A 25,920-nucleotide genomic window follows, 5' to 3' on the forward strand; every position below is an offset into this window, starting at 1 on the left:
GAACAGCATCACCTCCCCTGTGCTTTTAAGCTTGAGAGTAGGTTTTTCTGATTTAGAAGCCTCTCGGTACGGTTTGAGCTTCGACGAATTCAAACAAACCTTCGAGACCACCTTCGCGGCCGATACCGGAGGCTTTCATGCCGCCAAATGGCGCTTCTGGTGTTGGTCCAGTGCCGGTATTCCAGCCAACGTGGCCGAAACGAAGACCACCAGCGACGCGCTGGGCCCGCTCGGGGTCGGCGGTGAATACGTAAGAAGCCAGTCCGAATTCGGTGTCGTTGCCCGCCGCGATGACTTCTTCCTCTGAACTGAACAGTGCCATCGGTACCAGCGGGCCAAAGGTTTCTTCCTGGTAACAACACATCTCGCGGTTCACACCAAGCACCACGGTGGGCGGGAAGAACAGGCCATCACCAAGTTCAGCTGGCTGCTTGCCCGCCACCAGGGTCGCACCCTTGCCCAGGGCATCTTCGAGATGGCGTTTGACCTTGTCAAAGCCCTGCTTGTTAACAAGAGGGCCGATATCCACACCTTCTTTCATGCCATCACCGACGGTCATCCTGTTAACTCGCTCCGCCAGTTTCTCACCAAAGGCCTCTGCAACCTTTTCATGGACAAATACCCGGTTGGCGCAGACGCAGGTCTGTCCGCCGCCACGGAATTTATTGGCGATGAGGTTGTCTGCAGCAGCGTCCAGATCCGCATCGTCGAAGACGATGAACGGGGCGTTACCGCCCAGCTCGAGTGCGAGCTTTTTCACTTGCGGCGCGGAGTCCACATAGAGCTGACGACCGACCTCGGTAGACCCGGTAAAGCTGAGCATCGGAACGTCCGGATGTTCGCACAGAACCCGTCCGATCATGCTGGCCTTGCCCATGATCAGATTCACCATGCCGTCGGGCAGGTCAAGCTTGTCCATCAGGCTGAAGAGAGCAATCATCGTCAGCGGCGTTTCACTCGCCGGTTTGATCACCGAGGGACAACCAGCGGCCAGGGCCGCGGACAGTTTCTTGGCGATCATACCGATCGGGAAGTTCCAGGGCACAATCAGGCCGGTGACGCCAATCGGGCGATAGTGAACGGTCCAGGTGCAGTCCTTGGGCTTCTCGGGAATGGTATGGGCGTCCAGCGCCTGAATATGCTTGGCGCAGTAGTCAAAGAAACCGGCCGCATAATCCACTTCGCCCTGGGCTTCAGGCCATGGTTTCCCGTGTTCCATACACAGAATCCGGCCGACCTCTTCTTTGTTCGCTTTGAGGGCGTCGCGAATATCTTCCAGCCACTTCCGACGGGTTTCTATCGGGTATGGGGACGTCAACCGGAGCGCAGACTTGCCGGCCTCGACCGCCTTCTTCACCTCATCCTCGGTCATCGAGGCCGCTTGCGCGATCACCTCACCCGTTGCCGGGTTGTAGACGTCGAAAGTGTTTCCCTGCTCATTGCTTGTCCAGCGACCGTTGATATAACCAGTCAGCTTTTCCAGCAGTGGTGACTCGATCATCTCGACTCCTCGTCTGTCTTGGCTGCATCCCCTCTGGGATCCGGTTTGCGTCAATGGATTCTGTCTTCCATAGTGGATGCAGAACCTCTGGCTGTAAAGTCGATAGCCACGCTTTTGACCATCACCGGACGACACCTATACTCGGAGAATCGGAAACTCAGGAGACCGGCTCAATGAAAGCGTTTTTTCATCCCGCGCAGGATCAGCATATTCCCAAGACCTACTTCACCCGCGGCCAGATGCGCGAGCCTCAGGAAGTGCCGGACCGGACCGGCCACATGCTGGAAGGCCTGAAACAGATGGGCGTTCAGGTCTTGCAGCCGTCGGATCAGGGCGCCGGGCCGATCTCCAAGGTCCACGACCTGGGCTACCTGCGGTTTTTGGAGTCCGCACATCGGCGCTGGGCCGCGATGGGAGACTGGGGCGATGAGGTCATTTCGAACATTTTCGTCCGTTCGCCCAACCACCTGACGGGCGTTCTGGCCGAAGCGGCGCGTTACCAGGCCGACGGCAGCTGTCCGATTGGCGAAAATACCTGGGATGCCGCTTACTGGTCGGCTCAAACCGCACTGGGTGCGGCAGACGCACTAATCGCCGGTGACCGCACCGCCTACGCGGTATGCCGCCCGCCTGGTCACCACGCCAGGCGCGATGCCGCCGGCGGCTTCTGTTATTTGAACAATTGCGCCATCGCCGCCGAACACATGAAATCCCGATTCCCAAAAATAGCCATTCTCGACACGGACATGCACCACGGCCAGGGCATTCAGGAGATTTTCTACGATCGCAGTGACGTGCTCTATGTGTCGATTCATGGTGACCCCACCAACTTCTACCCGGTAGTGACCGGGTTCGAGAACGAGCGCGGCGAAGGCGACGGTTTCGGTTACAACATCAACCTGCCGATGCCACACGGCTCCACGGAGGACGACTTCTTCAACCGGCTGGATGAAGCCCTGGCGGCGCTCCGGCTCTTCCAGCCGGATGTGCTGATCCTTGCCCTGGGCTTCGATATCTACAAGAACGACCCTCAGGCCAAGGTGTCTGTCAGTTCGGAAGGTTTCTGTCGTCTGAGCACTGACATCCGCAGACTCGGGCTGCCGACACTGGTCGTTCAGGAAGGCGGGTATGACCTGGACGCCCTCAGCGAGAACGTCCAGCAATTCTTCAAGGGACTGGCAGGCTGAATCAGGAGGCGGGCGCGTACACCTTGATGTTGCTGTGCCCTTCCGCTTTCAGGTGAACGGCGTGCATACGACTCATGGTGCCCCGATCACAGTAGAGCAGATACTGCCGGTTCGCCGGCAGGTCTCCAATTTTCTGATTCAACTCGTAGAACGGGATCTGGAGGATATCGTTGTTGGTCAGTGTCAGAGGTGACTGTTCGCCCTCACTGGGATGCCGGACATCAATGACGACGTCATCCACGCCCGGCGTCTGAACCAGTTCGACTTCCTCCGGCGTGACCGTGGTGTCCATCAGTTTGGTCAGGGGAGTCTCTTCCCGGCTCTCAATCGCCCTGGCCAGCACCTCAGGGTCCATCTGGGCCTCATCGTGCTCGACCCGATGCAGTTTGGCCCGGGTCGCCGGCTTCTGGGAAATCACACCACAATATTCCGGCATGGTCCGCGCAAACGGCTCGGTGCCGATTTCCTTGGCGGTGGCGATGATGGTTTCCTTGTCCATTGAAATCAGCGGGCGTAACACCACTTCGTCACTGGCGCGGTCCACCACGTTCAGATTGGTCAGGGTCTGGCTCGACACCTGGGCCACCGCATCCCCGGTTACCAGGCCATTGGCGTTGTTGGTCTGGGAAATCTCACAGGCCGCTTTCAGCATCTGGCGCTTCAGCACTACGCCCCAATGACGGTGGTTTACCGATTTCATGATTTCGGCAATCACACCATCAAACGGTACAGAAATGAACTTGGCGTTGTGGGACGAGCCGTAGCGCTCCCAGAGGTAATGCACAACCTGACGCACACCCACTTCATGGGCGGTTCCACCGAGGTTGAAGAACAGGAAGTGAGTACGCAGACCACGGCGCATCATCAGATAAGCCGCCACGGTGGAGTCGTAACCACCTGAAATCAGTGTCATCACATTCTCGACACTGCCGAGCGGAAAACCGCCCAGGCCACGGTGTCGGCGGTGAGCAATGTGAAACTGGTTGTCCTGAACCGCGATGTTGACTTCTACCTGCGGGGACTTGAGATCCACGCCGGCAGGATGGGCTTTCATGAACAACGCCGCTCCGACGGCCCGCTCCAGGTCAATGGAGCGGAAATCGTGATCGCCCTGACGCTTGACGCGGACCGCAAAGGTTTTACCCTCAATCCGATCGGCAAACGCATCAACGGCCTTGTCTGCCACATCGTCCACGTCAATGAACGGAAAGACACCGATTTCCTGGATGCCGGAAATACCGGGAATTCGGGTCAATTCATCAATGACCGCGCCCGCCAGGCCACGACCTTCTGGAACCTCAACATTCACCCGGTCCCAGGTGCCTTCCACCACAATCTCCGGATCCAGGCGGATCAGAATCTTGCGGATATTCTGGCGCAGATGGCGCATCTGCTGACGACGAACGGGCTTACTTTTGATAGCGACCTCAGCGGCCGGGCGGATAAGAAGTTTCATAAAATCGGAATAATGTCGGCTGGCGTGTAGGGCGGAAAGCGCCTAGTGTACCTTTTTGCACCAGTGCCTCAAAATCAGGCTTTGCCGAAACAATAATCAGGCCTGTGGCCAAGCCGGCACACCCAGCAACAATTCAGGAGCACCACCGTTCATGCAGGAACCCACCATCAATGCCCTGGTCTCTCCCGAGGGCAGCCTTGAGATCCTCTCCAACTACGAGGTGAACCGCCTTAAGGACCGCAGCGAAGGCGGCTTGTATCGACTGTTCCGCCAATGCGCCCTGGCGGTACTGAACACGGGCGTCGAAACCGACGACTGCAAGGATCTGATGGAATCTCACGCGGATTTTGATGTTCGCCTGGTTCCGCAGCCCCGCGGCCTCAAGCTGGAGCTGATCAACGCACCGGCCCATGCCTTTGTCGACGGAGAAATGCTGCGTGCCATCCGCGAGCATCTGTTTTCCGTGCTCCGGGACATCGTTTACTCCAACACGATTCCCCAGAGCCTGACCGGTTTCCGCCGGGACAATCCGGAGGATCTGACCAACCTGGTTTTTCATATTCTCCGCAATGCGGGCGTTCTCGAGGCCGGTCGACAGCCAGACCTGGTAGTTTGTTGGGGCGGCCATTCCATCAGTCAGGACGAATACCAGTACAGCAAGGAAGTGGGACACCAGCTCGGGTTGCGAGCACTAAGTATCATCACAGGATGTGGTCCCGGCGCCATGAAAGGCCCCATGAAGGGCGCAACCATCGGTCACGCCAAGCAGCGTGTGAGAAACGGACGGTACATCGGCATTACCGAGCCGGGCATTATCGGTGCCGAGGCTCCCAATCCGATTGTGAACGAGCTGGTGATCCTGCCGGACATCGAGAAGCGTCTGGAGGCGTTCATCCGTTGTGGCCATGGTGTGATTGTGTTCCCCGGCGGTGTCGGAACAGCGGAAGAGATCCTTTACCTGCTGGGCATCCTGCTGCATCCGGATAACTCGGACCTGCCCTTCCCGGTTGTGTTCACCGGTACCCGGGAGAACGCGGACTATTTTGGAATGATCGACAAGTTCATCCGCAATGCCCTCGGTGACGAGGCCGCCAGCAAGTACGAGATCATCATTGACGATCCGGCGCGAGTGGCCCAGACCATGAGGAAAGGGATGAAAGAGGTGGAGACCTTCAGGCGCGCCATGCAGGACGCGTATTACTTCAACTGGATGCTGAAGATCGATCCCGTGTTCCAATTACCGTTCGAACCGGATCACGACAACATGCGGGCGCTCGAACTGCACAGAGACCAGCCGGCGCACCTGATTGCTGCCAATCTGCGCAAGGCATTCAGTGGAATTGTCGCGGGTAACGTCAAAGAGGCGGGCATTCGCCGCGTGCAGGAGAAGGGCCCCTTCGAGATTGCGGGCGATCCGACGTTGATCAAACCGCTGGAAGCGATGTTGGAGCAATTTGTTGCACAGAACCGGATGAAACTGCCCGGTAGCTCGGCCTATCGCCCGAGTTATCGAATCGTCAGCGGAGCGGCTTGAACGCCGCTCCGCTGAGGTCGGGCTTGCTTACTTGCCACCAGCAGGGAGGCTGGAGAAGTAGGCCGCCAGGTTGGCAATGTCGTCATCGCTCAACGCAGCCGCCTGACCTTGCATGATGGCAGCCTGGCCGCCGTTACGCTGTTTGGCCTTGTAGGCTTTCAGGGCAGACACCAGGTACTGCTCGTTCTGCCCGGCCAGGTTGGGGTAGGTAGGAATTTGCGCAATACCGTTCTGGCCATGACAGGCCGCGCAGACAGCGGCCTTGGCTTTGCCCGCAGCGGCATCGGCGGCAGAAGCAGCCATCGGAACCGCAGCACTCAGTGCAAAAATACCCGCGACAGCATAGTGTTTCAGACTCATGGACATTAACCTCTCATCATCGTTTTTTAGCATTTGCAAACCGGCCCGTTTAGCCGGACAGTAACCTGTTTTGCACTTATAGCACAGCAGTGGCCTGACTCAAATGTGATTGATCAAGGCTTTTTGTTCGACGTTTGTCCTCTTTTAATCGTCCAAGTATAGACGGAGAGTACGAATACGCCCGCGCCCCAGATTAGCTGATTTGTCGGAAAGACACTTGGAGAAACACGTTCATGTCCATCGAGGTCCAGGAACTTGCCTGCCGGGAAGGCCATATCGGTCTGTTGACACTTGATTCACCCAAAACCCTGAATGCCCTGACCGAATCCATGGTCCGTGATGCCCAGGACGCCCTCGACAGATGGGCCGAAGACGATCGCATCTGTCTCGTAGTTCTGCAGGGGCGTGGTGAAAAGGCCTTCTGTGCCGGCGGCAATATCCGCCAGATGTACGGTGCCATGACGGGTGACGGCGATACCGAGGCGCCCGATCGCTTCTTTACCCGGGAATACCGCCTGGACTATACCCTGCACGGCTTCCCCAAACCCGTGCTCGGCATTGCCCACGGAGTGATTATGGGGGGTGGCATGGGTCTTTTGGCCGGCTGCCGCTATCGTCTGGTTACGCCGGACATCACCATGGCCATGCCGGAAATATCCATTGGGCTGTTTCCGGATGTGGGGGCCAGCTGGTTTCTCAACCGCCTGCCCGGGCGCATCGGCCTGTTCATGGGATTGACCGGCGCCCGCCTGAATGTGACTGACGCCATCCGGATTGGTCTGGCGGATATGGTCCTGCTACCGGAGGACCGGGATGCCCTGCTTGCGCAGTTACAGGAACAACGCTGGACCGGTGAAGCCGCTGCCGACGACAACCGTCTGTTCAGGCTTCTGAACCAGATGCATTCCCCCGATTACCGATCCCTGGAAACCAGTCATCTGGCCCAGCACGAGCAGCAGATTGCCCGTCTGAGCGCCGGTGACGACCTGTCGGTGATTGTGGATCAATTGCTGTCAGCCGATATCAGCAGCCCCTGGTGGCAGGCGTGCATGGACAGCCTTCGCTCCGGCTGCCCGGTCACCGCCTGGCTGGTGTGGACCCAGCTCAAGAAAGCCCAGCAGATGTCCCTGAAGGATGTGTTCCGGATGGAACTGGCCATGGCCCGGGAGTGTGTGCGCCGACCCGACCTGGCAGAGGGCATCCGGGCCAGACTGGTCGATAAGGATCAGAATCCGGCCTGGAGCTACAACAGCGTTGCGGATGTTCCTGCGGACGTCATTGAGGCCCACTTCCAGCCGGAATGGGACGATGAGACCGACCCCATGCAACTGGGCTGAGCCTTACAGCTCGGCTCCAGCCTGGACCAGCAGCATTTCCAGATCCCGGTGATTGTGCGCCCGGGCCACGTCCAGGGCGGTACGGCCGTCCGCGGACCGGAAGTTCACGTCGGCACCGGCTGCCAGCAGCATTTCCGCAGTCAGCAAATCGCCGTTGCCGACAATCTTCATCAGCAGCGAATCACCACCCTGGCTGACGTTCACATTGGCACCCGCTGTGAGCAGAAGCTTGACCACCGAAAGGTTGCCTTTCTCGGCCGCCCGGATGACCGGCGTGTAGCCGTCACGATCGGCGGCATTCACATCAGCACCAGCAGACAGCAGCAACTGAACAAGGCGACGACTGCCTGTCGCTGAGGCCACCATCAACGGTGTTTCAGCATTGGCTCCCGCGAGATCAGGATTCGCGCCTTCGGAAAGCAGGTACCAGGCGACCCGGTCCTCGCCTGCCGCAACGGCCGCCATGAGGGGTGAGCCTTTCTCCGTCAGGGTGTTCAGAGAGGCTCCCGCCTTTGCCAATGCCATGACCCCATCAAGATCACCCGCCCGGGCGGCTTCGAAGAGAGGGGTACCGGCCGCCGTGCCGGATTCTCGGGAGAGGTTACTCGGTTCCGAACTGGTCGCACAGCCGGACATTTCGGGCAGTATCAGTACAAACGCAGTCAGTATCAGGGGGTAGACGCCGGATCCCTTGGCCATAGTGTAAGGTCTCTGTTTTTTTAGTTTGGCCTATTCTGGGCAGCCGGCGACGAGAATTAAATCGAGCGGTTCACAACTCCGGTTCATTCTCCCGCGCCCGGCTCGAGCAGTTTCCGGGTCAATGCCCGCAGACGGTCCTCCCCATCGCGCTGCCCTGTGCACAGGCCGGCCTTTTGCAGTCTGGACCACTTCCATTGCAGGAGCACCGCAGCGCACCACAGTGCCGCATCCCCCTGATCCAGAATCTGTTCCATTCGCCCTGGTGTCAGGCACAGTTTTTTCAGTACCGGCAAGCTGAGCAGGTAGCCCCGATGCCCGTCCGCAAAACTCCCGGCATCACGAATATCGTCCTCGCCAAGCTCGACACTCACGGGCAGAGCGGCCGTCAAGCGGCCCAGCAAGCCAGGCTCCATCGCCGCCCAGGCCAGTGGCACCAGGGTCAGCCAGTGCTCTGTCAGTCGCGATTGCAGGCGTTCCGCAAGGTCTACCCCGGCAGAATCCAGGCCAGCCATCATCTGTACCGGGTATTCGCCACTGGTTGCCTCCCGTTGAAGTCCCACCCGAACCAACCGAAAACCGCAGCTCTGCCAGAAGTCCAACAGGTCACAACTGCCACCAAAACTGGTGCCAATGGCATTCAGCCCCTCATCGACCATGGCATCCCGTGCGGCAGCCACCAGCCGTTGCCCGATTCGCTGACGCCGGGCATGGTCGGCCACAGCAATGCGTACCACACGAAAACAACGCTGACAGGCTGCCTCCGGGAAGCCACTGTGGCTGGCCAGGGACTGGGGCAACAGATGCCCGCGCAACCGTCGATTTCCGAGCATGACCTGCTGTGCAAGTTCCGTATCCAGCCCCCCTTCCACGGCCCCCCAAAGCAAACCGACAACGTGATGGCCAATCCTCGCCCGCCAGGTCCTGGCGCTCGGATCATCGAGCCACTGCCGGAGATCCGCCGGCGTGGTTCGGTAATGAGCCTCCACCAGCAAGCCAAAGGCCTGGGACAGTTCCGTTTCGGGCGCACCAGCCGGGCTCCAGGGTTCGATGATCAGCTCTTCCGTGTCCGGGGCGAGTTCGGGCGTCTGGTCACTGTCTGAGGCAAGCAGAAACAGGTTCGAAATCACTCGTTCCAGTGGATCGCCCTCTGCCCAGCGTATGGGGCGCACCATGGATACCGCACGCCATTGGGGGGTTTCCTGCTCCAGTACCCGACGGAACCGGATGGAAAATCCCCGACCCGCCCCCTCATAACCGTGAACCGTGGATGCAAAGGCAACGCGGGGCCACCCCTGCAGTATCTGCTTGAGTAAAAAAGCAGGAATGGCTGCTGCCTCGTCCACCAGTATCGCCTCGGCAGAAGGGCTTTGGGCGATTAACTCCTGAACCGGGAGATACTCAAGAACGGCACCATTGGCGCTTTCCAGCCTGTTCTCGTCCACTGAAACCGCACTGTGACCAAGCGACTGCCGGGCATGGCGGAACAGGGTGGTGACATTATCCCGGTTGGGGGAGGTAACGAGGATATGCTTCCGCCCCTTGCGCAACAGCTCAGCCGCAGCCATTCCCAGGGCAGCGGATTTCCCACGCCCACGATCGGCGGTAATCACCAGCGGGCGCTTGCGCCGACCAAGACCAAAGCCAACGAGTTGCTCGACCACCTGCCGCTGATCTTCGGTGGTCTGAATGGCAAAGGTGCATTCAGGCTTGGGCAATGTCGGGCAGCCTTCCCCATCGGACACAGGCACGTGGATCACATCCGGGTCCGCCGCCAGGATGTCCGCCATCCGGGCAGCAAACGAGTGCCCCTCAGCCTCATCCAGCCCGGTTCGCCGATAATCCGGGTCCTCGAATTGCCGCCACTGGGCAAGCGGCGGCATCAGCCAGAACAACAAGCCGCCTGCCATCAGGGTGCCGGACAAAGCCGCAAAAGCGTCCGGTGGATTGCCCCACCAGCCATCCCAGACGGCAAGCGATAACTCGCTGCCCAGTAACGACCTCGCCTTTGACGATGGGATTTCGGTGAGGCGTGAATCCGGGGACTCGCCGCTGGCACCAACCCAGACTCCATGCTCTACCCGAAGCGACGGCAACAAACGCTGCAACCAGATCAGACTCTGTTCCCGCTCCCCATCAAGCAATACCAGCCGGCGTTCACCCCGGCGTGCCAGCTGCTGCTGAAACTGCGCCCATTGCTCAATATCGGGTGTGGCCGTCGTGGCGTCGGTCATGATGTCAGATCCGTAACAGAATTCGCTGCGGGCAATTATGCGGGACTGCTATCGGCACTACCAGTTGGCCGTTACAATACCCGCCATGCCTTCTAACGCCCCCACCACCCCAGACAGTGACCTGCCCGGATTCCTCACCGATGAGCAGCGCGCCATCATTACCGCCGGTTTTGAACATGCCTTGATTACGGCGGTGGCGGGCAGCGGCAAGACCTCGACGCTTGCCTGGCGCATTCGTTACCTGCTCCAGCAGGGGCACGATCCGGACCGGATACTGGTGCTGATGTTCAACCGCAGCGCGCGGGTTGACTTCGAGCGTAAACTGCAGGAAATCTGCCTCCCGACAGGACTCGCCGCACCGGAAGTCCGCACCTATCACGCCATGGGATTCAGACTCTACAAGCGCTTTGTCCGGGAGGGCTATCTTCCGGCCTTCTCGGAAAAGATCCTGACCGAGCAGGAAATCAGCTTCCAGGCCTGGCAATTGACCCGCCGCCTGGCGCCAGCAGACCTGGCTGACGACATCCGGCGCAACAAAAAGGATTTCGTGGAAACCGCAACGGGGTTTATCGATCTGGTCAAAACCACGCTATCCCCCGCCGAGATCGTGTTTGAGGAACTGGGCTATGGCGACAAACACCGTTACCTGGTTGATCTTTTCCATGCCTTCGAGCAATGGCGTAAGGGCCAGAGCCGGATCAGTTACGCCGACATGCTCTACGAACCGGTCATGGCCATCCACCAGAATCCGCCGCTGCAGCGACTGGTCGGCAATAAAATGGACCTGGTCCTGGTGGATGAGTATCAGGACACCAATGAAATCCAGCACCTTCTCCTGCGCTACGTCGCCGGTGACCGGGCCCGGGTGACCGTTGTCGGCGATCCGGACCAGACCATCTATGAATTCCGGGGGGCCAAACCCGAGTTTATCCTAAAGCGTTTCAGCGACGAGTTCGAAAGCCCGCTGGAACAGACCCTCAGCTACACCTTCCGGTACGGGCACCAGGTGGCCCTCCTCGCCAACCATCTGATCTGCCGCAACACCGGTCGGAAGGACGTACTTTGCCATTCCCACCCATCAACGCCGGCCACACTGGCCGAGCTGCACCGTACCAACAATGATAGCGAGGTCATCCTCAGCATCCTTGATCAGCCATCGCAACTCACTCCGAATGACACCGCTATCCTGTTTCGGGTCTGGAGCCAGAGCGTCCCCATCGAGCTGAAGTTGCTGGCACGGCAAATCCCCTACCGCATTGACTCAGGAAAAGGCGCCCTGTTCAGCCGCGAGGTCCAGTCGATCACGGCGCTGCTGATGGTTATCACCGGGAGACTCGGACACGTGTCCGATGAGGATCGCCTGGACATTGCCCGGCACCTGCTACGGTTTCCCCACGTCGGCCTGAAAGAAGCGGAACTGGAACAGCTTGCTCGCAATCTCGCGGGCAGAACCGAACGCTGGGCCGAGTTTCTGCTGGCGATGGATTTCGATGCCCTGCCACCGATGGCCGGCCGCAAGTTGAAAAAGCTGGGCGAAGTGCTTGCCCAGGTCCACGGATACGCCGGTGCCGTTGCCGGCCTGATTACGGTCTACGCCGAACACACCGATTTGTACGAGGGTGTGCGAAGCCTCGCCCTCACCCACGAGAGTGCTGAAGAACGTATCGACACGATTCATGGCTTCAGGGAGTACCTCAAGAGCCTGGGGGTCAGCCCGGATCAGGCTCTGGACCATCTGAAAGCCTTGAAGCAGCAGGCCGGCGAATCCCGGGAGGATGGCGTCTTGCTGTCCACCATTCACCGAACCAAGGGTCTGGAATGGCCCCGAGTGATTATTCCCGGGCTACAGGAAAAATACCTGCCCTACAGCCCTAGGAAGCAGGACGATGTCCGGGCCTTTCTGGAAAGCGAGCGCAGGCTTCTGTATGTGGGCATGACCCGGGCAAAAGAGGAACTCCACCTGATCAGCCGCCCGGCCAGCCGTCAGCCTCACCTTGATGGGGACCAGGGCCCCAGCCGGTTTGTTGAAGAGAGTTGCGTGGACCTGTCACGGGAATTCGGCCATTGGCTCGATACCCGGATTCCCGACCAGGACACTATGATCCGACTCAGCGCTCCGCGAACCCCGGTCAGCCAACGCTATGGTCAAAGGGAAGGCGTCACCCTCGAAGACAACGGCATCAAGTCCTCTAATGACAAGGAACCTATTTGGCACCAGCAACGTGTCAGCCATGTGATCTTCGGTGCTGGTGATGTGGTGGCTGAGGATGAGCGCTCTTTTGAGGTCCGCTTCGACAACGGCGACACCCTGAACTTCAGCAAACAGAGTGCTCACCTCTACTTCACCCAACTGGCCTGACCGGACTGCGCACGGTCTCCGGTGATCGAAGTACACTGTTTAACGTAACGGTAAGTATCAAAGTTTTGTCTTTTGTGGACATTTAGCCTAGATTCCCCGTGTATACACGGGTTTAACCCATCCCGTATCCAAACGAACTACGAACAGGAGGTTCCGCATGAGCATCATGCGTCCGCTCGCGATGGCTACCATCGCTACAACTCTGGCAGCCCCGGTGGTTGCGGCCGAGCGCCAGGAAACCATCTACATCAACCCATTCGCTGCCTACCAGCTGTTTGACGACAAGCGCGACTTGAGCGAGACAGGAACCTTCGGTGTCGGCGTTGAGTACCGCTTCCTGCCGAACTGGGCTGTTGAAGCCCTCTACTCCCGAGCAGATGCCGACCGCAAGTATGTGCCTGGCGCATCCGAGTTTGATGAAATTCGGGTTGATGGCACCTATTACTTTGCCGGCCCGGAAGAGACCTGGAACCCGTATGTGTCTGTTGGTGCTGGCCATGCAGATTTCGGTACAGATGCCAACGGTCCGTTCACCGCCGGCAGCAATCACGATGAAACCCGAGTCAACGTTGGCACCGGTTTCCGGTACAACCTGAGCGACAGCGTCTCCCTGCGCGGCGACCTTCGCGAATTCCACGGAATCGACGAGAGCACCTTTGACACCCAGGTATCTCTGGGCCTGAGCTTCGCCTTCGCCCGAACCGTGTCTGATGCCGCTCCGATGCAATCAGAGCCGATGGACACCGACGGTGACGGTGTCGCCAACGGTCAGGACCAGTGCCCGGGGACCACTGCCGGCGCCATGGTCGACAGCAGCGGCTGCGAGCCAGATGCGGATATGGACAGCGTTGCGGACGCCCGTGACGCCTGCCCGAACACGCCCCGTGGTGCTGAGGTCAACAGCCGCGGCTGTGAGCTCGACAGCGACAACGACGGCGTCGTGAACAGTGCCGACCAGTGCCCGAATACAACCGCAGGCGCGGATGTCGATGCCACTGGCTGCGAAGGTATCACCGAGACCATCCAGACATTCGAAATCGAAGTGCAATTCCCGACCAACAGCTCGGTCATCGGCGATACCTACGACGACGAAATCCGTCGCGTGGCCGATTTCCTGAAAGAGAACCCGGGAACCTCTGTTGAAATCGCCGGTCACTCTGATAGCCGTGGCGCTGCCGACTACAACCAGTCTCTGTCCCAGCGTCGTGCGGAAGCCGTCGCCACGCGCCTGACCGATGCACTGGGTGTGGATGCTGACCGCGTCAGTGCAATGGGTTACGGTGAAGAGCAGCCGGTAGCCTCCAACGACACTGCCGCTGGCCGCGCCGAAAACCGCCGAGTTGAGGCCCGTATTCAGGTTCAGCGCTGATCGTTAGCTCTGTCTCTGAATAAGTGAAAAGGCGCCCTCGGGCGCCTTTTTTATTGGACATGTCCATGATCCGGATATTACTGATAACAGCAGCCCTGAGTCTGGCCGCCCTTGCACATCCTGCGGATGTTTTTCGATGCGAGGGGCCGGATGGGGTGATGTATTCAGACCATCCCTGTGGTGATAGTGCGGAAACGGTCCAGGTGATCGATAACCGGATCGGCGGAAGTCTGGACCGGAACCTGCCCCCACCCCGGCAGAAGGAACAAACCGCCGAGTCCCAGCTTGATAAACACGAAGCCCAGAGCCGGGAAGAGGCCTGCCGATTTATCAATTCAACGGACCTGAGGCGCTACATCATCAAGGAACAGGTGGTGAAAGGAATGACCCGGGATCACGTCAGACGGGCTTTCGGCAACCCGCCAGAAACCTACACCGACCCGCAGGAAGTCTGGATCTACCAGACCCGCTACTATGGTGCTCTGTACGAACTGACTTACGTGTATTTCCGGGACGGATGCGTCGAACGCGTGGTCTACCGCAAGCCCTGATACTCGGCATCAATCAGCAGGTTTCTCGGTGTCAGCTCGCGGGCACAGAACTCACCGACCCGGACCCGGTATCCCTGTTCTTCCAGGTAAACCGCGTAATCCAGCACCATCCACAACTCTAACGGGCGACGGAACAGGTGGCGGACCAGCTCATAGCGCCGAACTCGCTGCAAGCGTTCCATTCCGAAGGCCAGCCAACGTGAAGAGTCAATGGAATCCGGCAATGAAATCCCTTTTTTCGCTGCAGCCCAACGACAGAACGATTCGAACCCCTCCTGAAGTAACCGGGGTGGATAGGACGGCACGGGCAGATACTCATCCACGCCCCGGATTTCCCTCTGCAAACCATCAAACGCCAGCCGCCACTGGCTTACCCGGCGCGTTTGCGCTCGCACCCGAGCAGGGGCCGTTACCGTTTCCTGAACGGCGAGCCGGAGATCCGCAACGCGTACCCGAAGCCTCCCGACATGCTGCTCAGCCTTCCGGGAAATGGACCGGTAATCGCTGTCCGCGGAGAGGTGATAACAGCAGGGCGAAAAGCTCAGCCTCGGCATGCGACTCCCGGCGCCACGTCGCAGGAGCTGTCGATGTAAATCCCCGCAGGCATGCAGAGCCACGCCGTGCACCCCTTCGGGCAAGCTGAGATCCGTAGCCATCACATCCTGGCACCGCACCGCCACCCTTTCGCCATACTTGTCCGCCATCCGGTTGCCATCGCGGACCAGCTCGGAGTTCCACTCGAAGCCTGTTACAGGTTGCGAACAACTGGCCGCCAGCGTCCGGGACAGATGCCCTTTACCGCTACACCAGTCCAGCACAGGTAGCGACAATGGGCTGACAGATGCCGTGAAAGCGCCAGCCTGCAGCCGCTTGCGACCTGGCATATCCTTAGCCCGAACCTCAGGCAGGGTTTCCGAGACCACCACAGATTCGTCAGGTGCCAGATCTGGCACCTGAATCAAATACTCGTAGTCAGCAAGCGAGGGCAATGCCTCAGCTGCCAGCACAGCAAACGCGACTGAATCATGCTCCAGTCGCTCGCATTGTTCCTCGGTCAGGCCGGAAACCAATCGCGCCAGTTCGGGACAAAGCGAGACCCACGCGGGCTCAGGTTCAGTAAACGGAACCGATTGCCAAAATGCGCGATGCCGGACCAGCCAATCATTGAGGCGGCACCAACGAGCATCGAAGCCATCAATCGTATCGCGATAACTACTCACTGAAACGCCCCGGTCGGAAGGCATCCAGGCAGACGGCGGGCGTACTCCCCTCAATCACGTCCGCAATGACACTGGCGCTGCCGGCTGAGAGCGTCCAGCCAAAGGTGCCATGGCCAGTATTAAGAAACAGGTTTTCCCGGGGGCCTTTGCCGATAATCGCCGGTCCGTCCGGCGTCATGGGCCGAAATCCGGTCCAGGTTTCCGCAGTATCGAGATCGGCACATCCGGGAAACCGGGATTCCACGGATTTTCGGATCGTAGCCAGGCGAGCGTCGGGAATATCGCGATTGAAATCGGTCAGTTCCACAAACCCGGTGGCCCGCAGGCGATCACCCAGCCGCGTCGACACCACCTTGTAGTTGTCATCATGGATCGTGGACGTTGGCGCGCGGGCGCTATCGGTCAGGGTCGCAGTCAAACTGTACCCCTTGACCGGGTAGATGGGCAGATCCAGCCCCAGCGGCTTCACCAGTTGCCCGGACCAGCACCCGGCACTGACCACAAAGACATCACCACAGATCCTCTCCAACTGCCCATCCACACCCCGGATGGCAAGCGCCCGCACCCGATCCGGGTCCGCCTCCAGGCTCTCGACTTCAACGTTATAGCGGAAATCGACACCCGCCCTCTCACACGCCTGCGCCAACTCTCGTGAGAACAAGTGGCAGTCACCGGTGCCGTCGGTGTCGTAACTGAGCGCGCCATAGAGCGGGCCATCACCCACCATGCCCGGCTCGGCCTCCCTGACCTGATCCGGCGTCAACACGCGAGACGGGATACCAAGCTCCGCCAGCAGCCGATGAACCTCCTGATAACCGTCCAGAGCTGCGGGCGTGCTGGCCAGATGCAGCAAGCCGCGGTGTTGACCGTCAAACGGCAGGTCCAACTCGTCTTCCAGGGCCAGAAAACGTTCCCGGCTGTGAATACCCAGGCGCAGCATGGCCCTCCGGTTCAGTCCAAAAAGCCCCGGTGACCAGGCATAGCGCAGGGTTGAGAGCATGAAGCGGAGGGTTTCCAGCGAGGGCGGCACACGCATTTTCAGCGGGCCGTCCTGTTTGACAAGCCAGGGCAGGGCCTTGAACACCATGGCCGGATCCGCCCATGGGTACACCACGCCATAGGATCGCTGGGCAGCGTTGCCCTTGCTGGTCTCGTTACCAGCCCGGTCATGGCGCTCCAGCACCATAACGTCGTGTCCACGACGATTCAGCTCCCAGGCTGTTGTTACCCCCACGACACCGCCACCAACGACTGCAATGCGCATGTATGCCTCCCTGTCTTCAACCGAGTTTTGAATTCCGGATGCCTACTTCACTCCATTCCGGGCCAGTATACGCCGGTACTCATCCAGCACCTCCTGATCCTCCCGGGGATACTCCGGCGCCAGTTCCTGCAACTGGTCCGCCAGAATGGCCGCGACAATTGCCCGGGCCTGAGGCTTGTCATCCCCCGGCACGATCATCCAGGGTGCCTCGGGCGTGTGAGTGCTGGCCAGAGCCTCTTCCGCATAAGACTCATAGTGCTGACGTTTTGCCCAGCCATCTATATCGGATTGATCGAATTTCCATCGTTTCCGAGGTTTGTCCAGGCGCTTGAGCAGGCGTTGGCGATGTTCGTCTTCCGACAGGTTCAGCCAGAATTTCAGGACGGTGGTGCCCTCCTCCGTCAGATGTTGTTCAAAGTTCCGGATAGAGCGGTACCGGTTGTCCCAGTTGTATTGTTCGGCCGCAAGCACTGGCCAGACTCGCTCACCGATCACGGCCTCATGATGGCTGCGATTGAACGCAACCATCTCCCCGAACGCCGGTAGAAACGGGACAACCCGCCAGAGAAAGTCATGCCTGGCTTCTGCCCCCTGGGGCCGGGAGAAGGACCAGGCGTGGAATCCGGCCGGATCAGCGTAAGTGGCCAGGGTACGAATCAGGCTGTCCTTGCCGCTCGTATCCGGACCGTGAATAACCACCAGCAGCGCCCGGCGGCGATTGGCCCATAGCCGTCTCTGGTATTCCCCGATCAGATCGAGGCTTTCCTCCAGATCCCGTAATTTGGTGTCTTTATCAAGTCGGGTTGAGTACTCACCGAACCGCTTTCGTGCGGGATCGTAACACCATCGTCTGGCGAACTCGGACAACTGCATGCAAGAAACTCCTTATCGCGTACACCTGGGGTGGCGGTGGCTCAAGATGGTAAACTGACGCCAGTAAATTTTCAGGATAGCAGCACCCGTGGTGCTGCGATGGAGTTGACCCCCTGCCCATGAGCAAGAAACGTCGCGAAATTCCGGTCTTCGATCAGCCGATCATCGAAACCCACTGCCACCTTGATTACCTCAAGGATCGGCCCCTGGATGAAACCCTCTCCCTATCCCGGGATGTGAACATTGAGAGGGTGATTACCATTGCGGTGTCACCAGACAATCTCGCCCGGGTTCGCGAACTCAGCCAGGTAGCCCCGTGGGTCTATGGCACCCAGGGAATCCATCCACACGATGCCGAAAGCTACTCTGATGCCGTGGAAGCCGAAATTCGCGCTCACGTGGGAGACGACAAGATTGTCGCCGTCGGTGAGATCGGCCTGGACTACTTCTATGACAATTCAGACCGGGAGGTGCAGCGCTCGGTCTTCCGCCGGCAATTGCAGATCGCCTGCGATACCGATCGTCCGGTCGTTATCCACAGCCGTGAAGCCGATGAAGACACCATCGATATTCTTCGCGAATTCGAAAATACACTCACCCGGCGCGGTGTCATCCACAGCTTCACATCCGGCCCCGGTCTTGCCAGATACGCACTGGACAACGGCTGGTGCCTTGGCTTCAATGGCATTACGACCTTTAACAAAGCCGAGAATGTGCGCGACATTGTCCGGATGACGCCCATTGACCAGATACTGCTGGAAACGGATTCGCCATTTCTCACGCCCGTTCCCTATCGGGGACGCGAAAACGCGCCGTTCTACCTTCCCTTTGTGGCGGAGCAGATCGCTGAGGTCAAAGGGCTCGATCTGGCAGAAGTCCTGACCAAGACCTATAGCAACAGTCTGAGGACGTTTTTCCCGGAACGATGATCAAACGCATCCCCATCTCCGAACTCAAGGTCGGCATGTACATCACCGACCTGAACAACGACTGGATTCCTCATAATACCCGTCGCAAACGCGGTGTGATCAAAAAAGAGGAAACCATCGCCAAGGTTCGTGATATGGGGGTCAAATTCGTCTATATCGACGTATCAAAAGGGCTCGACTGCCAGGACGGCGAACCCGTGGCCGATGTTGACAGACGCAACGAATCGGCGCTGATGGAGGCTGGCGAGGCTCCGCCCGGTCTGCAGCAACACGTCCCGATGGCGGAAGAAATCGTGAGGGCTCAACAGATTCACAACCAGGCCCAGGGGCTGGTGGGTGAATTCATGAACAACATCAAGATCGGTGGTGCCATGGATGTGGCGCCCATCCACCAACTGGCCGACGAACTGCAGAACTCCGTTCTCCGCAACGCTAACGCCCTGAGTTGCCTGGGGCGAATCCGCGAGAAAGACAATTATCTGATGGAACACTCGGTCAACCTGAGTGTTCTGATGTCCCTGTTCGGCAACTATCGCAAATTATCAACCGACGTCATGCACCAGATCATTGTCGGTGCCCTGCTACACGATCTCGGTAAAATTCTGACCCCGGACGAAATCCTCAACAAACCCGGACGACTAAGCCCCGAAGAGTTCGAGGTCATGAAGCTGCATGCCCGGAACTCGCGAGACATCCTGGCTACGACGGAAGGCATTGGCGAACTGACGGTCATGACGGCCGCTCAGCACCACGAGCGGATGGACGGCAGCGGCTATCCCGCAGGCCTCAAAGGCGAGGAAATCTCGGTGTATGGACGAATGGTCGCCATTACCGACGTCTACGATGCCATCACGGCTGACCGGGTCTACCACAAGGGCATGACACCGACGCAGGGGCTGAAAAAACTGCTGGAATGGAGCGGCGATCATCTCGATCCGGTTCTGGTCAAACAATTCATTCGCTGTATCGGCCTTTACCCGGTAGGCTCTCTCGTGCTTTTGGAAAGCGGTCGACTGGCCGCAGTCGTGGAAGCCAACGAGCACGACCAGCGGCTGCCTGTGGTCAGGGTGATGTACAACACCAAATTTCGATTGCCGATTCCGGTGGAGACCATCGATCTCGCCAGGCCCGGCACCCAGGACCGCATTCTTCGCTCGGTCGATCCGGACGACTACAAGATCGACATACGCAAGTTCATGACCTGAAGAGCCGGCCACCATGACAGAGTCCATATTCCAGGTATTAGGTGGCCTCGCACTGTTCCTGCTGGCCATGGAGATGATGACCGACGGGCTCAAGAGCGCCGCCGGCCACCACCTGCGACATCTGCTTGGCACCTGGACCCGCACACCGCTCCGGGGCTTTGCCGCCGGGGTACTGATCACCGGCATCGTTCAGTCCTCAAGCGCGGTAACGGTAGCCACCATCGGCTTCGTCAATGCCGGTCTGCTCAACCTGGGGCACTCCCTGGGTGTGGTTTTTGGCGCCAACGTCGGCACTACCATGACGGGCTGGCTGGTCAGCCTTGTTGGCTTCGGGTTCAAAATTGAAGCCTTTGCCATGCCCATGCTTGCCTTTGGCATGGCCCTGCGCCTGATGGCTTCAGAGCATCGGATAAAGTCCATTGGCCAGGCCCTTGCTGGCTTTGCCCTCTTCTTTCTCGCCCTGGCACTGCTCAAGGATTCTCTCCAGGGATTGACCGGAGGAGTGGACAGCACTGTGCTCTCTGCCCGGCACTATGGTCTGCCCCTGTTCGTCCTGGCCGGTTTCCTTGCCACCGTGCTGACACAGTCATCCAGTGCAGCTCTGGCCATCATTCTCAGCGCGGCAGCCGGCGGTTTGCTTCCGCTGGAAGATGCTGCAGCAGCGGTCATCGGCGCCAACCTGGGCACCACGTCCACCGCCGCCATTGCGGTGATGAGCGCAACCGCCAATGCCCGTCGATTGGCTCTGGGGCATGTGCTGTTTAACCTCGTTACCGGAGCCATCGCGCTCATCATCCTGCCATTGATGCTCTGGGCCATCGCCGCGGTCACCCACTGGCTGGAACTGGATACCAACGAGGCGGTTTCTCTCGCACTGTTCCACACCCTCTTCAACCTCCTGGGTGCTATGATCATGCTGCCACTGGCGCCCCGTTTCGGGCATTTTCTGAGTCGCCGCTTCCGCAGCAAGGAAGAGGACCACGCCGAACCCAAATATCTCGACAGCACGCTGGTGACAACCCCGGCACTGGCCGCAAGCGCAGTCGATCAGGAAATGAAACGCCTCATTGGCCACGTGCGGGGACTGCTACGGGTCTGCATTGATCGGGAGGGACTCAAACCCGAACATATCCGGGCAAAAATCGAGGCCGCCACGGCTCTGAATCAGTCAATCAATGACTATGTATCCAGAGTCCGTGCAGAAGAGATGCATCCGAGCATCGTGGACAGCCTGAGCCTCAGCATCCGTACCTGTCGGTACCTGGCCGAAGTCACAACGCTGACCCCTTCATTGATCGGTCTGAAAGCCAGCAGGCATCGAACGGAGCTACACGCGGTCGCGGAAATCATAGATCAATACCTGACAACCCTGAGGGTGCTGTTCTCCGGGGAGAAGCCGTTGTCGGCCACGCTTGAGCAAACGGAGCTGGAGTATCACCAGTTGAAAGCCCGATTGCTCGACATGGTGGTCCGAACAGACATTCCCACCTCTCTGGGCGAAAGACTTCTGGATGAGCTAAGCGGGGTTCGCAGGTTGACGGATCAATGGTTCAAGTCGCTACAATGGTATACGGCCAGCCCCAATGGCAACTGAAGACTTCCGTTCAGACCTTACCCTCACTGAAACGGCAGGATTGATTCTTACCCAGATGCTTGGCCCTGTACATGGCCTGATCTGCCTGTCGGAGTAGCTGATCACCATCCAGATCCGTACCGTCTTGCGGGTACAGGGTGTAACCCACGCTGACCGACACTTCAACGCTATGATTGCTGACCCACACAGGTGCCGAAACCATTTCCAACAACCGTGACAGCAGGCTCTCCAGGGCAGCCTCATCGCCGACATTCACCACGATGGCAGAGAACTCATCACCGCCCAGGCGGGCCAGAGTATCCTCCTCCCGGAGGGCCTGGCGCATCCGTTTTGCCACTTCCACCAGAAGGCGATCGCCAGCCTCATGACCGAAGGCGTCGTTGACCGGCTTGAACTCGTCCAGGTCAATATAGAGAACGGCAAGCCGGAAACCCTGGCGCCGGGCATGGGACATCGATTGCTGGAGACGGTCCGCAAACAGCACCCGATTCGGCAGGCCAGTCAGGGCGTCGAAATGGGCCATCAGGCGCAGTTTGCGCTCCTGTTCTTTGGATTTTGTGATATCGCTGAACACCCCGACAAAGTGCCCGATGTCTCCATGCTCATCCCGCACACCGCTGATGGTCAAGGTAAGCACGATGGTCTCGCCCGTCTCCCGACGTGCCTCAAATTCGCCGCTCCAGAACCCATCCTGGCGGGCGCTCTGGAACACGCCGCTTCCCTCTTCCATTGGCAATGGTGGCGTACTGCCAATGGCGGACTCCCGGGAACGCCCGGTGATGCCAGCATAGGCATCATTGACATCAATCACCGTACCGTGGGCATCGGTAATGAAAATGGCTTCACGAGCATGATCAAAGACGCTGGCTGCGAGACGCTGGCGCTGCTCGGCATTCCGGCGCCGGGTAATGTCGTACCAGGAACAAAGTATCAGTGGCTCCGGTTCCCCTTTCTCATGAATCGGCGCAAGGGTCATATCCACCCACACCTCCGAGCCATCGGAGCGCGCCAGCTTCCATTCACAAGCCTGAACCTCACCATGAACCGCACGTCCGATCAGGGTGTGGAGCTTCTGCTGGGATATTCGGCCGTCTGGCTGGACCTGGGGCGAAAACGCGGAGACGTCTTTCCCAATCAGGGAATTCCGGGAGGTATACCGTAACAAATCCACCGCCGCCCGGTTGCTGTCAACAAACACCCCGTCCCGGATCACCAGCATGGGTTGGGGCCAGCCCAGAATCATTCGCCGCTGCCGTCGTTGCTCAACGCCAATCATCCGCTTGCGACGCCCCAGCCATAGTGATGAGGCGATCAGCAGAATGACCAGCACGACAATCGTGAACACCCACAGCCGATACTGATGGATCACATCCACCCAGGTCACCATCGGAACCTGGTCATAAGGCGGGATACGAAGGGTGCGCGCCAGATCTTCAACTGACTGGTAATCCATTGGCGGAGCAAAGCCCGCGATGCCGGCAGCGACCGCCGCAGGGTCAGTTCGTTCCAACGCAAACAGCGCAGAAGCCACCTTGCGCACAACAGCGCTATCCACATGCGGCAAGGCCGCCAGTGGCCATTCCGGATAAAGCCGGGTTGAGACCCGGAACGGAAACCCGGAAAGGTTCTGCGGATGAATAACCTTCAACCGATTCGGCAAATCCGGATCCTCAAGGGCCATCTGCTCGATGATCCCGGTCCGGACAAATCCCGCATCCACATCACCGGACAGAACCGCCTGGATAACCCGGTCATGGCGACTCAGCTGTTTAACTCTGCGAATATCCCTGGCACGGACGCCGGCCTCACGAAGTTCCAGCATCTGCGCCTGGTACCCCCCCAGGAAAAATATGCCCGGCGACGCAATTGTCTGACCGGCGAGGTCCTCCAGGGTGGCGATATCCTCTCTTTCGGCAAGCGTAACCACCACACCACCGAGACTGGCAGTCTGGTTCTGCTCCCAGCGGCGCACCAGGGTTGCCAGGACCCCGGTCAGACTGCGTTCACTGCGGATGACCAAAAAGTGGCTTGGATTGGTCAGCACGAAATCCAGACGATTCGATGCCAGAGCCTGATTGAGGTCCGGCTGATCCAGAATTTCCAGCTCAATCGGTACACCCACTTCCCTCGACAGGTACTCCGCCATGGGTTTGTACTCTTCCTCCATGACGGCATCCGGGCGATAGGCAAACACCCCGAACGTCAGCGCATGATCAGCAGAGACCGGAATAGGAAAAACACTGGATAACAGGAAAAAAAGGAGCAGGAACGACCTCAAGCAACACTCCTGGGCAAAAAGGAGGCATCGCAAAAACGATAATTCAGGGGAACCTCCGAAATCAGTCCTTCAGACGACATGATATGGGCAAGTTTCAGTACCACGGCCTCCAGGCGACCGGTGGGCGCAAGGTAACGCTGATTAGCCGTCAGGTCCGGCAAGGCAACGGTGGCCAGAGCTCTGCGTACCGCATCCACCGAGATATTCTGACGGGTCGCCACTCGATAAATCGCATCATGCTGATTGCGAACCAGGTGATTAAGGCCTGCAAAGTGCGCCTGCAGCAGATCCTTTACCGCAGCTTTACGACTACGAGCTTTTTCCTGTCGGACTACGAGAACATCGAAAATCGTTTCGGGCAACTGCCGACTGTCAAACAGGCGATTGGCTCCCAGACCTTCAAGCGCAGACGCCGTTGGCTCATAGCAGATGGAAACATCCACTTCACCGCGGCGCCAGGCTTCAGGATGTTCATTGACCGGAAGATTGATTTCAACGATGTCGTTTCTCTCTAACCCCGCTCTCTGAAGCAGTTCCACCAGCATGACGCCAGAAACGCCCGAAAGTTCCACGGCGACTCTCTTGCCCCTGATATCTCGCAGTGTCTGAATGGCGGGGTCTGCCATCACCACATCGGCCCCGACAGAGACATCAGCCACGCCCACCACGACCACATTGACCCCGTGATCATGCAATCTCAGTGTTTCATCCAGTGTCAGGGCGGCGCCGTCGAGACTTCCATCCATCAAACCCTGCAATGAATCAGTCGATGACTGCCCCTTAACCAGCCGCACCGAGTCGGCAAGCCAGCCGAACTCCTCCGCCAGGTAGAGCGGCTCGTATCCTATCCACGGGTGGATGCCAATGCGCAAAGGCGTGCCAGGTTGACAGCCCGTCAACCCGCCCAGTGACAACCCGGCTGCGATAGAGAGTCCCAGGAATTGACGGCGGTGCATTAAGGATCCTACGCCAGAAAAGGTTAACTTCCGTTAATAAAACATACTACTCACTACAATGGTAGCTAAAAACGGGCCTTTGGTATTGCACGGGATCAATTTATCCCAGGGACAGGAAGACACCCATCAGTACCGGTGAGAGGAAGGACAACAGGAAACCAGAGGCAATTGCGACAGGAACACATTCAAGCCCGCCGCTACTACGGATAACCGGCAAGGTGAAATCCATGGCAGTGGCCCCGCCATAGCCAATCGCAACGGCGGGACGCGCAGCGATCACCAGAGGAATGATCGCCAGGGCAATGATTTCCCGGAGCACGTCATTCATGAAAGCAACGCCGCCCCAGGCTGGTCCGAGGGCATCCCCAATAACAATACCCGAGAGCGAGTACCAACCGAATCCCGAGGCCAGTGCCAAAACATCATGCCAGGGCAGGGCCAGGAAAGGGATCAGGACACAGCCGGCAACCAGCGACGTGGCGACCAGCGTCAACGCAATGCCCAACCCCTGTCGATTCATCAGCAGTCGCCGCAGGGACAGGCCGGCGTTACGTAGTTGAAGTCCAATCAGAAACAGCAGCAGCATCAATGACCAGGTCGCAAGCTGCTCTGTCATGGGCAACTTCGGCAACACATAGTAGCCAGCCAACAGTCCCGCCACCACCGCAAGTAACGGTTTGAGGCCCGCTAGAAATAACCGTTGATAACCCGTGTCGCACTCGCCATTCTGCGCCTGCAGAACCATTGGCAGACACCGATGGAAGGTCCACAGCCCCAACACATTGAATACAAAAAGAACCAGGACAAGCAGCAGCACCTGAACGGCCATGCCTCCAAGCTGCTCCGCCAGCCCATCCATCTGCCCCAGGCCCAGCCCCAGCAGGGCAAGGATGAAATACACCAGAAGCTCCACGCCATGGTGAATCGCCGTCATGATTCGACGATTTTCAAGTGGCAGTGCAAAACCCAGGAACAATGGCGCAAGAATGAGCAGCGCTCCGGTCAGCATGGGAGTCC

The 25,920-nt window shown here is 58.8% G+C and carries 20 protein-coding genes; 9 read left to right on the top strand and 11 right to left on the bottom strand.

The features are described 5' to 3' along the window. Positions 1-52 precede the first annotated feature (52 nt). On the bottom strand, positions 53-1,501 hold the full coding sequence (locus tag D777_RS13280; RefSeq protein ID WP_036132937.1) for an NAD-dependent succinate-semialdehyde dehydrogenase: 1,449 nt from the start codon (positions 1,499-1,501) through the stop codon (positions 53-55). Between the two features lie 173 nt (positions 1,502-1,674). Between D777_RS13280 and D777_RS13285 the strand changes: the two genes are divergently transcribed. Then, entirely contained in the window at positions 1,675-2,688 is a 1,014-nt protein-coding gene (locus D777_RS13285; RefSeq protein WP_036132939.1) for a histone deacetylase family protein, read from the top strand. Between the two features lies 1 nt (position 2,689). Here the strand turns inward: D777_RS13285 and thiI are convergent, their stop codons facing one another. Continuing rightward, complete coding sequence (gene thiI, locus D777_RS13290; RefSeq protein WP_036132943.1) at positions 2,690-4,144, bottom strand: tRNA uracil 4-sulfurtransferase ThiI; 1,455 nt, start codon at positions 4,142-4,144, stop codon at positions 2,690-2,692. A 151-nt stretch (positions 4,145-4,295) separates the two neighbouring features. Between thiI and ppnN the strand changes: the two genes are divergently transcribed. Beyond that, positions 4,296-5,678 carry a nucleotide 5'-monophosphate nucleosidase PpnN gene (gene ppnN / locus D777_RS13295; RefSeq protein ID WP_036132944.1) on the top strand — a complete coding sequence of 461 codons (1,383 nt, stop codon included), beginning with the start codon at positions 4,296-4,298 and terminating at the stop codon, positions 5,676-5,678. A gap of 27 nt (positions 5,679-5,705) precedes the next feature. Here ppnN and D777_RS13300 read toward each other — a convergent pair whose 3' ends face one another. Continuing rightward, complete coding sequence (locus D777_RS13300; protein WP_036133127.1) at positions 5,706-6,038, bottom strand: c-type cytochrome; 333 nt, start codon at positions 6,036-6,038, stop codon at positions 5,706-5,708. Between the two features lie 233 nt (positions 6,039-6,271). On the opposite strand from D777_RS13300, the gene D777_RS13305 reads away from it, so the two are divergent. Continuing rightward, positions 6,272-7,375, top strand: coding sequence for an enoyl-CoA hydratase/isomerase family protein (locus D777_RS13305; protein WP_036132945.1), 1,104 nt, complete (start codon positions 6,272-6,274; stop codon positions 7,373-7,375). A 3-nt stretch (positions 7,376-7,378) separates the two neighbouring features. Here the strand turns inward: D777_RS13305 and D777_RS13310 are convergent, their stop codons facing one another. Together D777_RS13310 and D777_RS13315 are read right to left on the bottom strand one after the other, a co-directional pair. Beyond that, on the bottom strand, positions 7,379-8,074 hold the full coding sequence (locus D777_RS13310) for an ankyrin repeat domain-containing protein (RefSeq protein ID WP_036132946.1): 696 nt from the start codon (positions 8,072-8,074) through the stop codon (positions 7,379-7,381). 83 nt (positions 8,075-8,157) lie between these two features. Further along, complete coding sequence (locus D777_RS13315) at positions 8,158-10,305, bottom strand: tRNA(Met) cytidine acetyltransferase TmcA (RefSeq protein WP_051669094.1); 2,148 nt, start codon at positions 10,303-10,305, stop codon at positions 8,158-8,160. A gap of 37 nt (positions 10,306-10,342) precedes the next feature. On the opposite strand from D777_RS13315, the gene D777_RS13320 reads away from it, so the two are divergent. The 3 genes from D777_RS13320 to D777_RS13330 all read left to right on the top strand — a co-directional run bounded on the left by D777_RS13320 (position 10,343) and on the right by D777_RS13330 (position 14,584). Beyond that, positions 10,343-12,664, top strand: a complete 2,322-nt coding sequence (locus D777_RS13320) for an ATP-dependent helicase (RefSeq protein ID WP_036132948.1) — start codon at positions 10,343-10,345, stop codon at positions 12,662-12,664. Positions 12,665-12,821: 157 nt separating this feature from the next. Then, positions 12,822-14,033, top strand: coding sequence for an OmpA family protein (locus D777_RS13325; protein WP_036132950.1), 1,212 nt, complete (start codon positions 12,822-12,824; stop codon positions 14,031-14,033). Between the two features lie 65 nt (positions 14,034-14,098). Beyond that, complete coding sequence (locus tag D777_RS13330) at positions 14,099-14,584, top strand: DUF4124 domain-containing protein (protein WP_081849564.1); 486 nt, start codon at positions 14,099-14,101, stop codon at positions 14,582-14,584. Here D777_RS13330 and D777_RS13335 read toward each other — a convergent pair. From D777_RS13335 to D777_RS13345, 3 genes are read right to left on the bottom strand one after another with little or no spacing between them, the layout of a single operon-like run. After that, the gene (locus D777_RS13335; RefSeq protein WP_051669095.1) at positions 14,569-15,804 is read right to left on the bottom strand and encodes a methyltransferase; all 1,236 of its coding nucleotides are present in this window, start codon (positions 15,802-15,804) and stop codon (positions 14,569-14,571) included. The genes D777_RS13330 and D777_RS13335 overlap by 16 nt on opposite strands. After that, positions 15,797-17,068: a D-amino acid dehydrogenase gene (locus D777_RS13340; RefSeq protein ID WP_036132955.1), complete on the bottom strand. Its 1,272-nt coding sequence runs from the start codon at positions 17,066-17,068 to the stop codon at positions 15,797-15,799. Before D777_RS13340 ends, D777_RS13335 begins: the two co-directional genes overlap by 8 nt. 42 nt (positions 17,069-17,110) lie before the next feature. After that, positions 17,111-17,941 (bottom strand): polyphosphate kinase 2 family protein, encoded by an 831-nt coding sequence (locus D777_RS13345; protein WP_036132956.1) that lies wholly within the window; start codon positions 17,939-17,941, stop codon positions 17,111-17,113. Between the two features lie 119 nt (positions 17,942-18,060). Here D777_RS13345 and D777_RS13350 point away from each other — a divergent pair, with 119 nt between their 5' ends. From D777_RS13350 to D777_RS13360, 3 genes are read left to right on the top strand one after another with little or no spacing between them, the layout of a single operon-like run. Beyond that, positions 18,061-18,870, top strand: coding sequence for a TatD family hydrolase (locus tag D777_RS13350; RefSeq protein ID WP_036132959.1), 810 nt, complete (start codon positions 18,061-18,063; stop codon positions 18,868-18,870). Beyond that, positions 18,867-20,075 carry an HD-GYP domain-containing protein gene (locus D777_RS13355; protein WP_036132960.1) on the top strand — a complete coding sequence of 403 codons (1,209 nt, stop codon included), beginning with the start codon at positions 18,867-18,869 and terminating at the stop codon, positions 20,073-20,075. Before D777_RS13350 ends, D777_RS13355 begins: the two co-directional genes overlap by 4 nt. 13 nt (positions 20,076-20,088) lie before the next feature. Continuing rightward, positions 20,089-21,669, top strand: a complete 1,581-nt coding sequence (locus D777_RS13360; protein WP_036132962.1) for a Na/Pi cotransporter family protein — start codon at positions 20,089-20,091, stop codon at positions 21,667-21,669. 10 nt (positions 21,670-21,679) lie between these two features. On the opposite strand, the gene D777_RS13365 is transcribed toward D777_RS13360, so the two are convergent. The 3 genes from D777_RS13365 to D777_RS13375 form a co-directional block, all read right to left on the bottom strand. Next, a complete protein-coding gene (locus tag D777_RS13365; protein ID WP_051669096.1) occupies positions 21,680-23,947 on the bottom strand; it encodes a PhnD/SsuA/transferrin family substrate-binding protein in 2,268 nt (755 codons plus the stop codon). Then, positions 23,944-24,903 (bottom strand): ABC transporter substrate-binding protein, encoded by a 960-nt coding sequence (locus tag D777_RS13370; protein WP_036132964.1) that lies wholly within the window; start codon positions 24,901-24,903, stop codon positions 23,944-23,946. The genes D777_RS13365 and D777_RS13370 overlap by 4 nt, the downstream gene beginning before the upstream one ends. A gap of 100 nt (positions 24,904-25,003) precedes the next feature. After that, the gene (locus tag D777_RS13375) at positions 25,004-25,912 is read right to left on the bottom strand and encodes a lysine exporter LysO family protein (RefSeq protein WP_036132965.1); all 909 of its coding nucleotides are present in this window, start codon (positions 25,910-25,912) and stop codon (positions 25,004-25,006) included. Positions 25,913-25,920 lie beyond the last annotated feature (8 nt).

Source organism: Marinobacter nitratireducens, assembly GCF_000708045.1.
In the GTDB taxonomy this organism is placed as follows: domain Bacteria; phylum Pseudomonadota; class Gammaproteobacteria; order Pseudomonadales; family Oleiphilaceae; genus Marinobacter; species Marinobacter nitratireducens.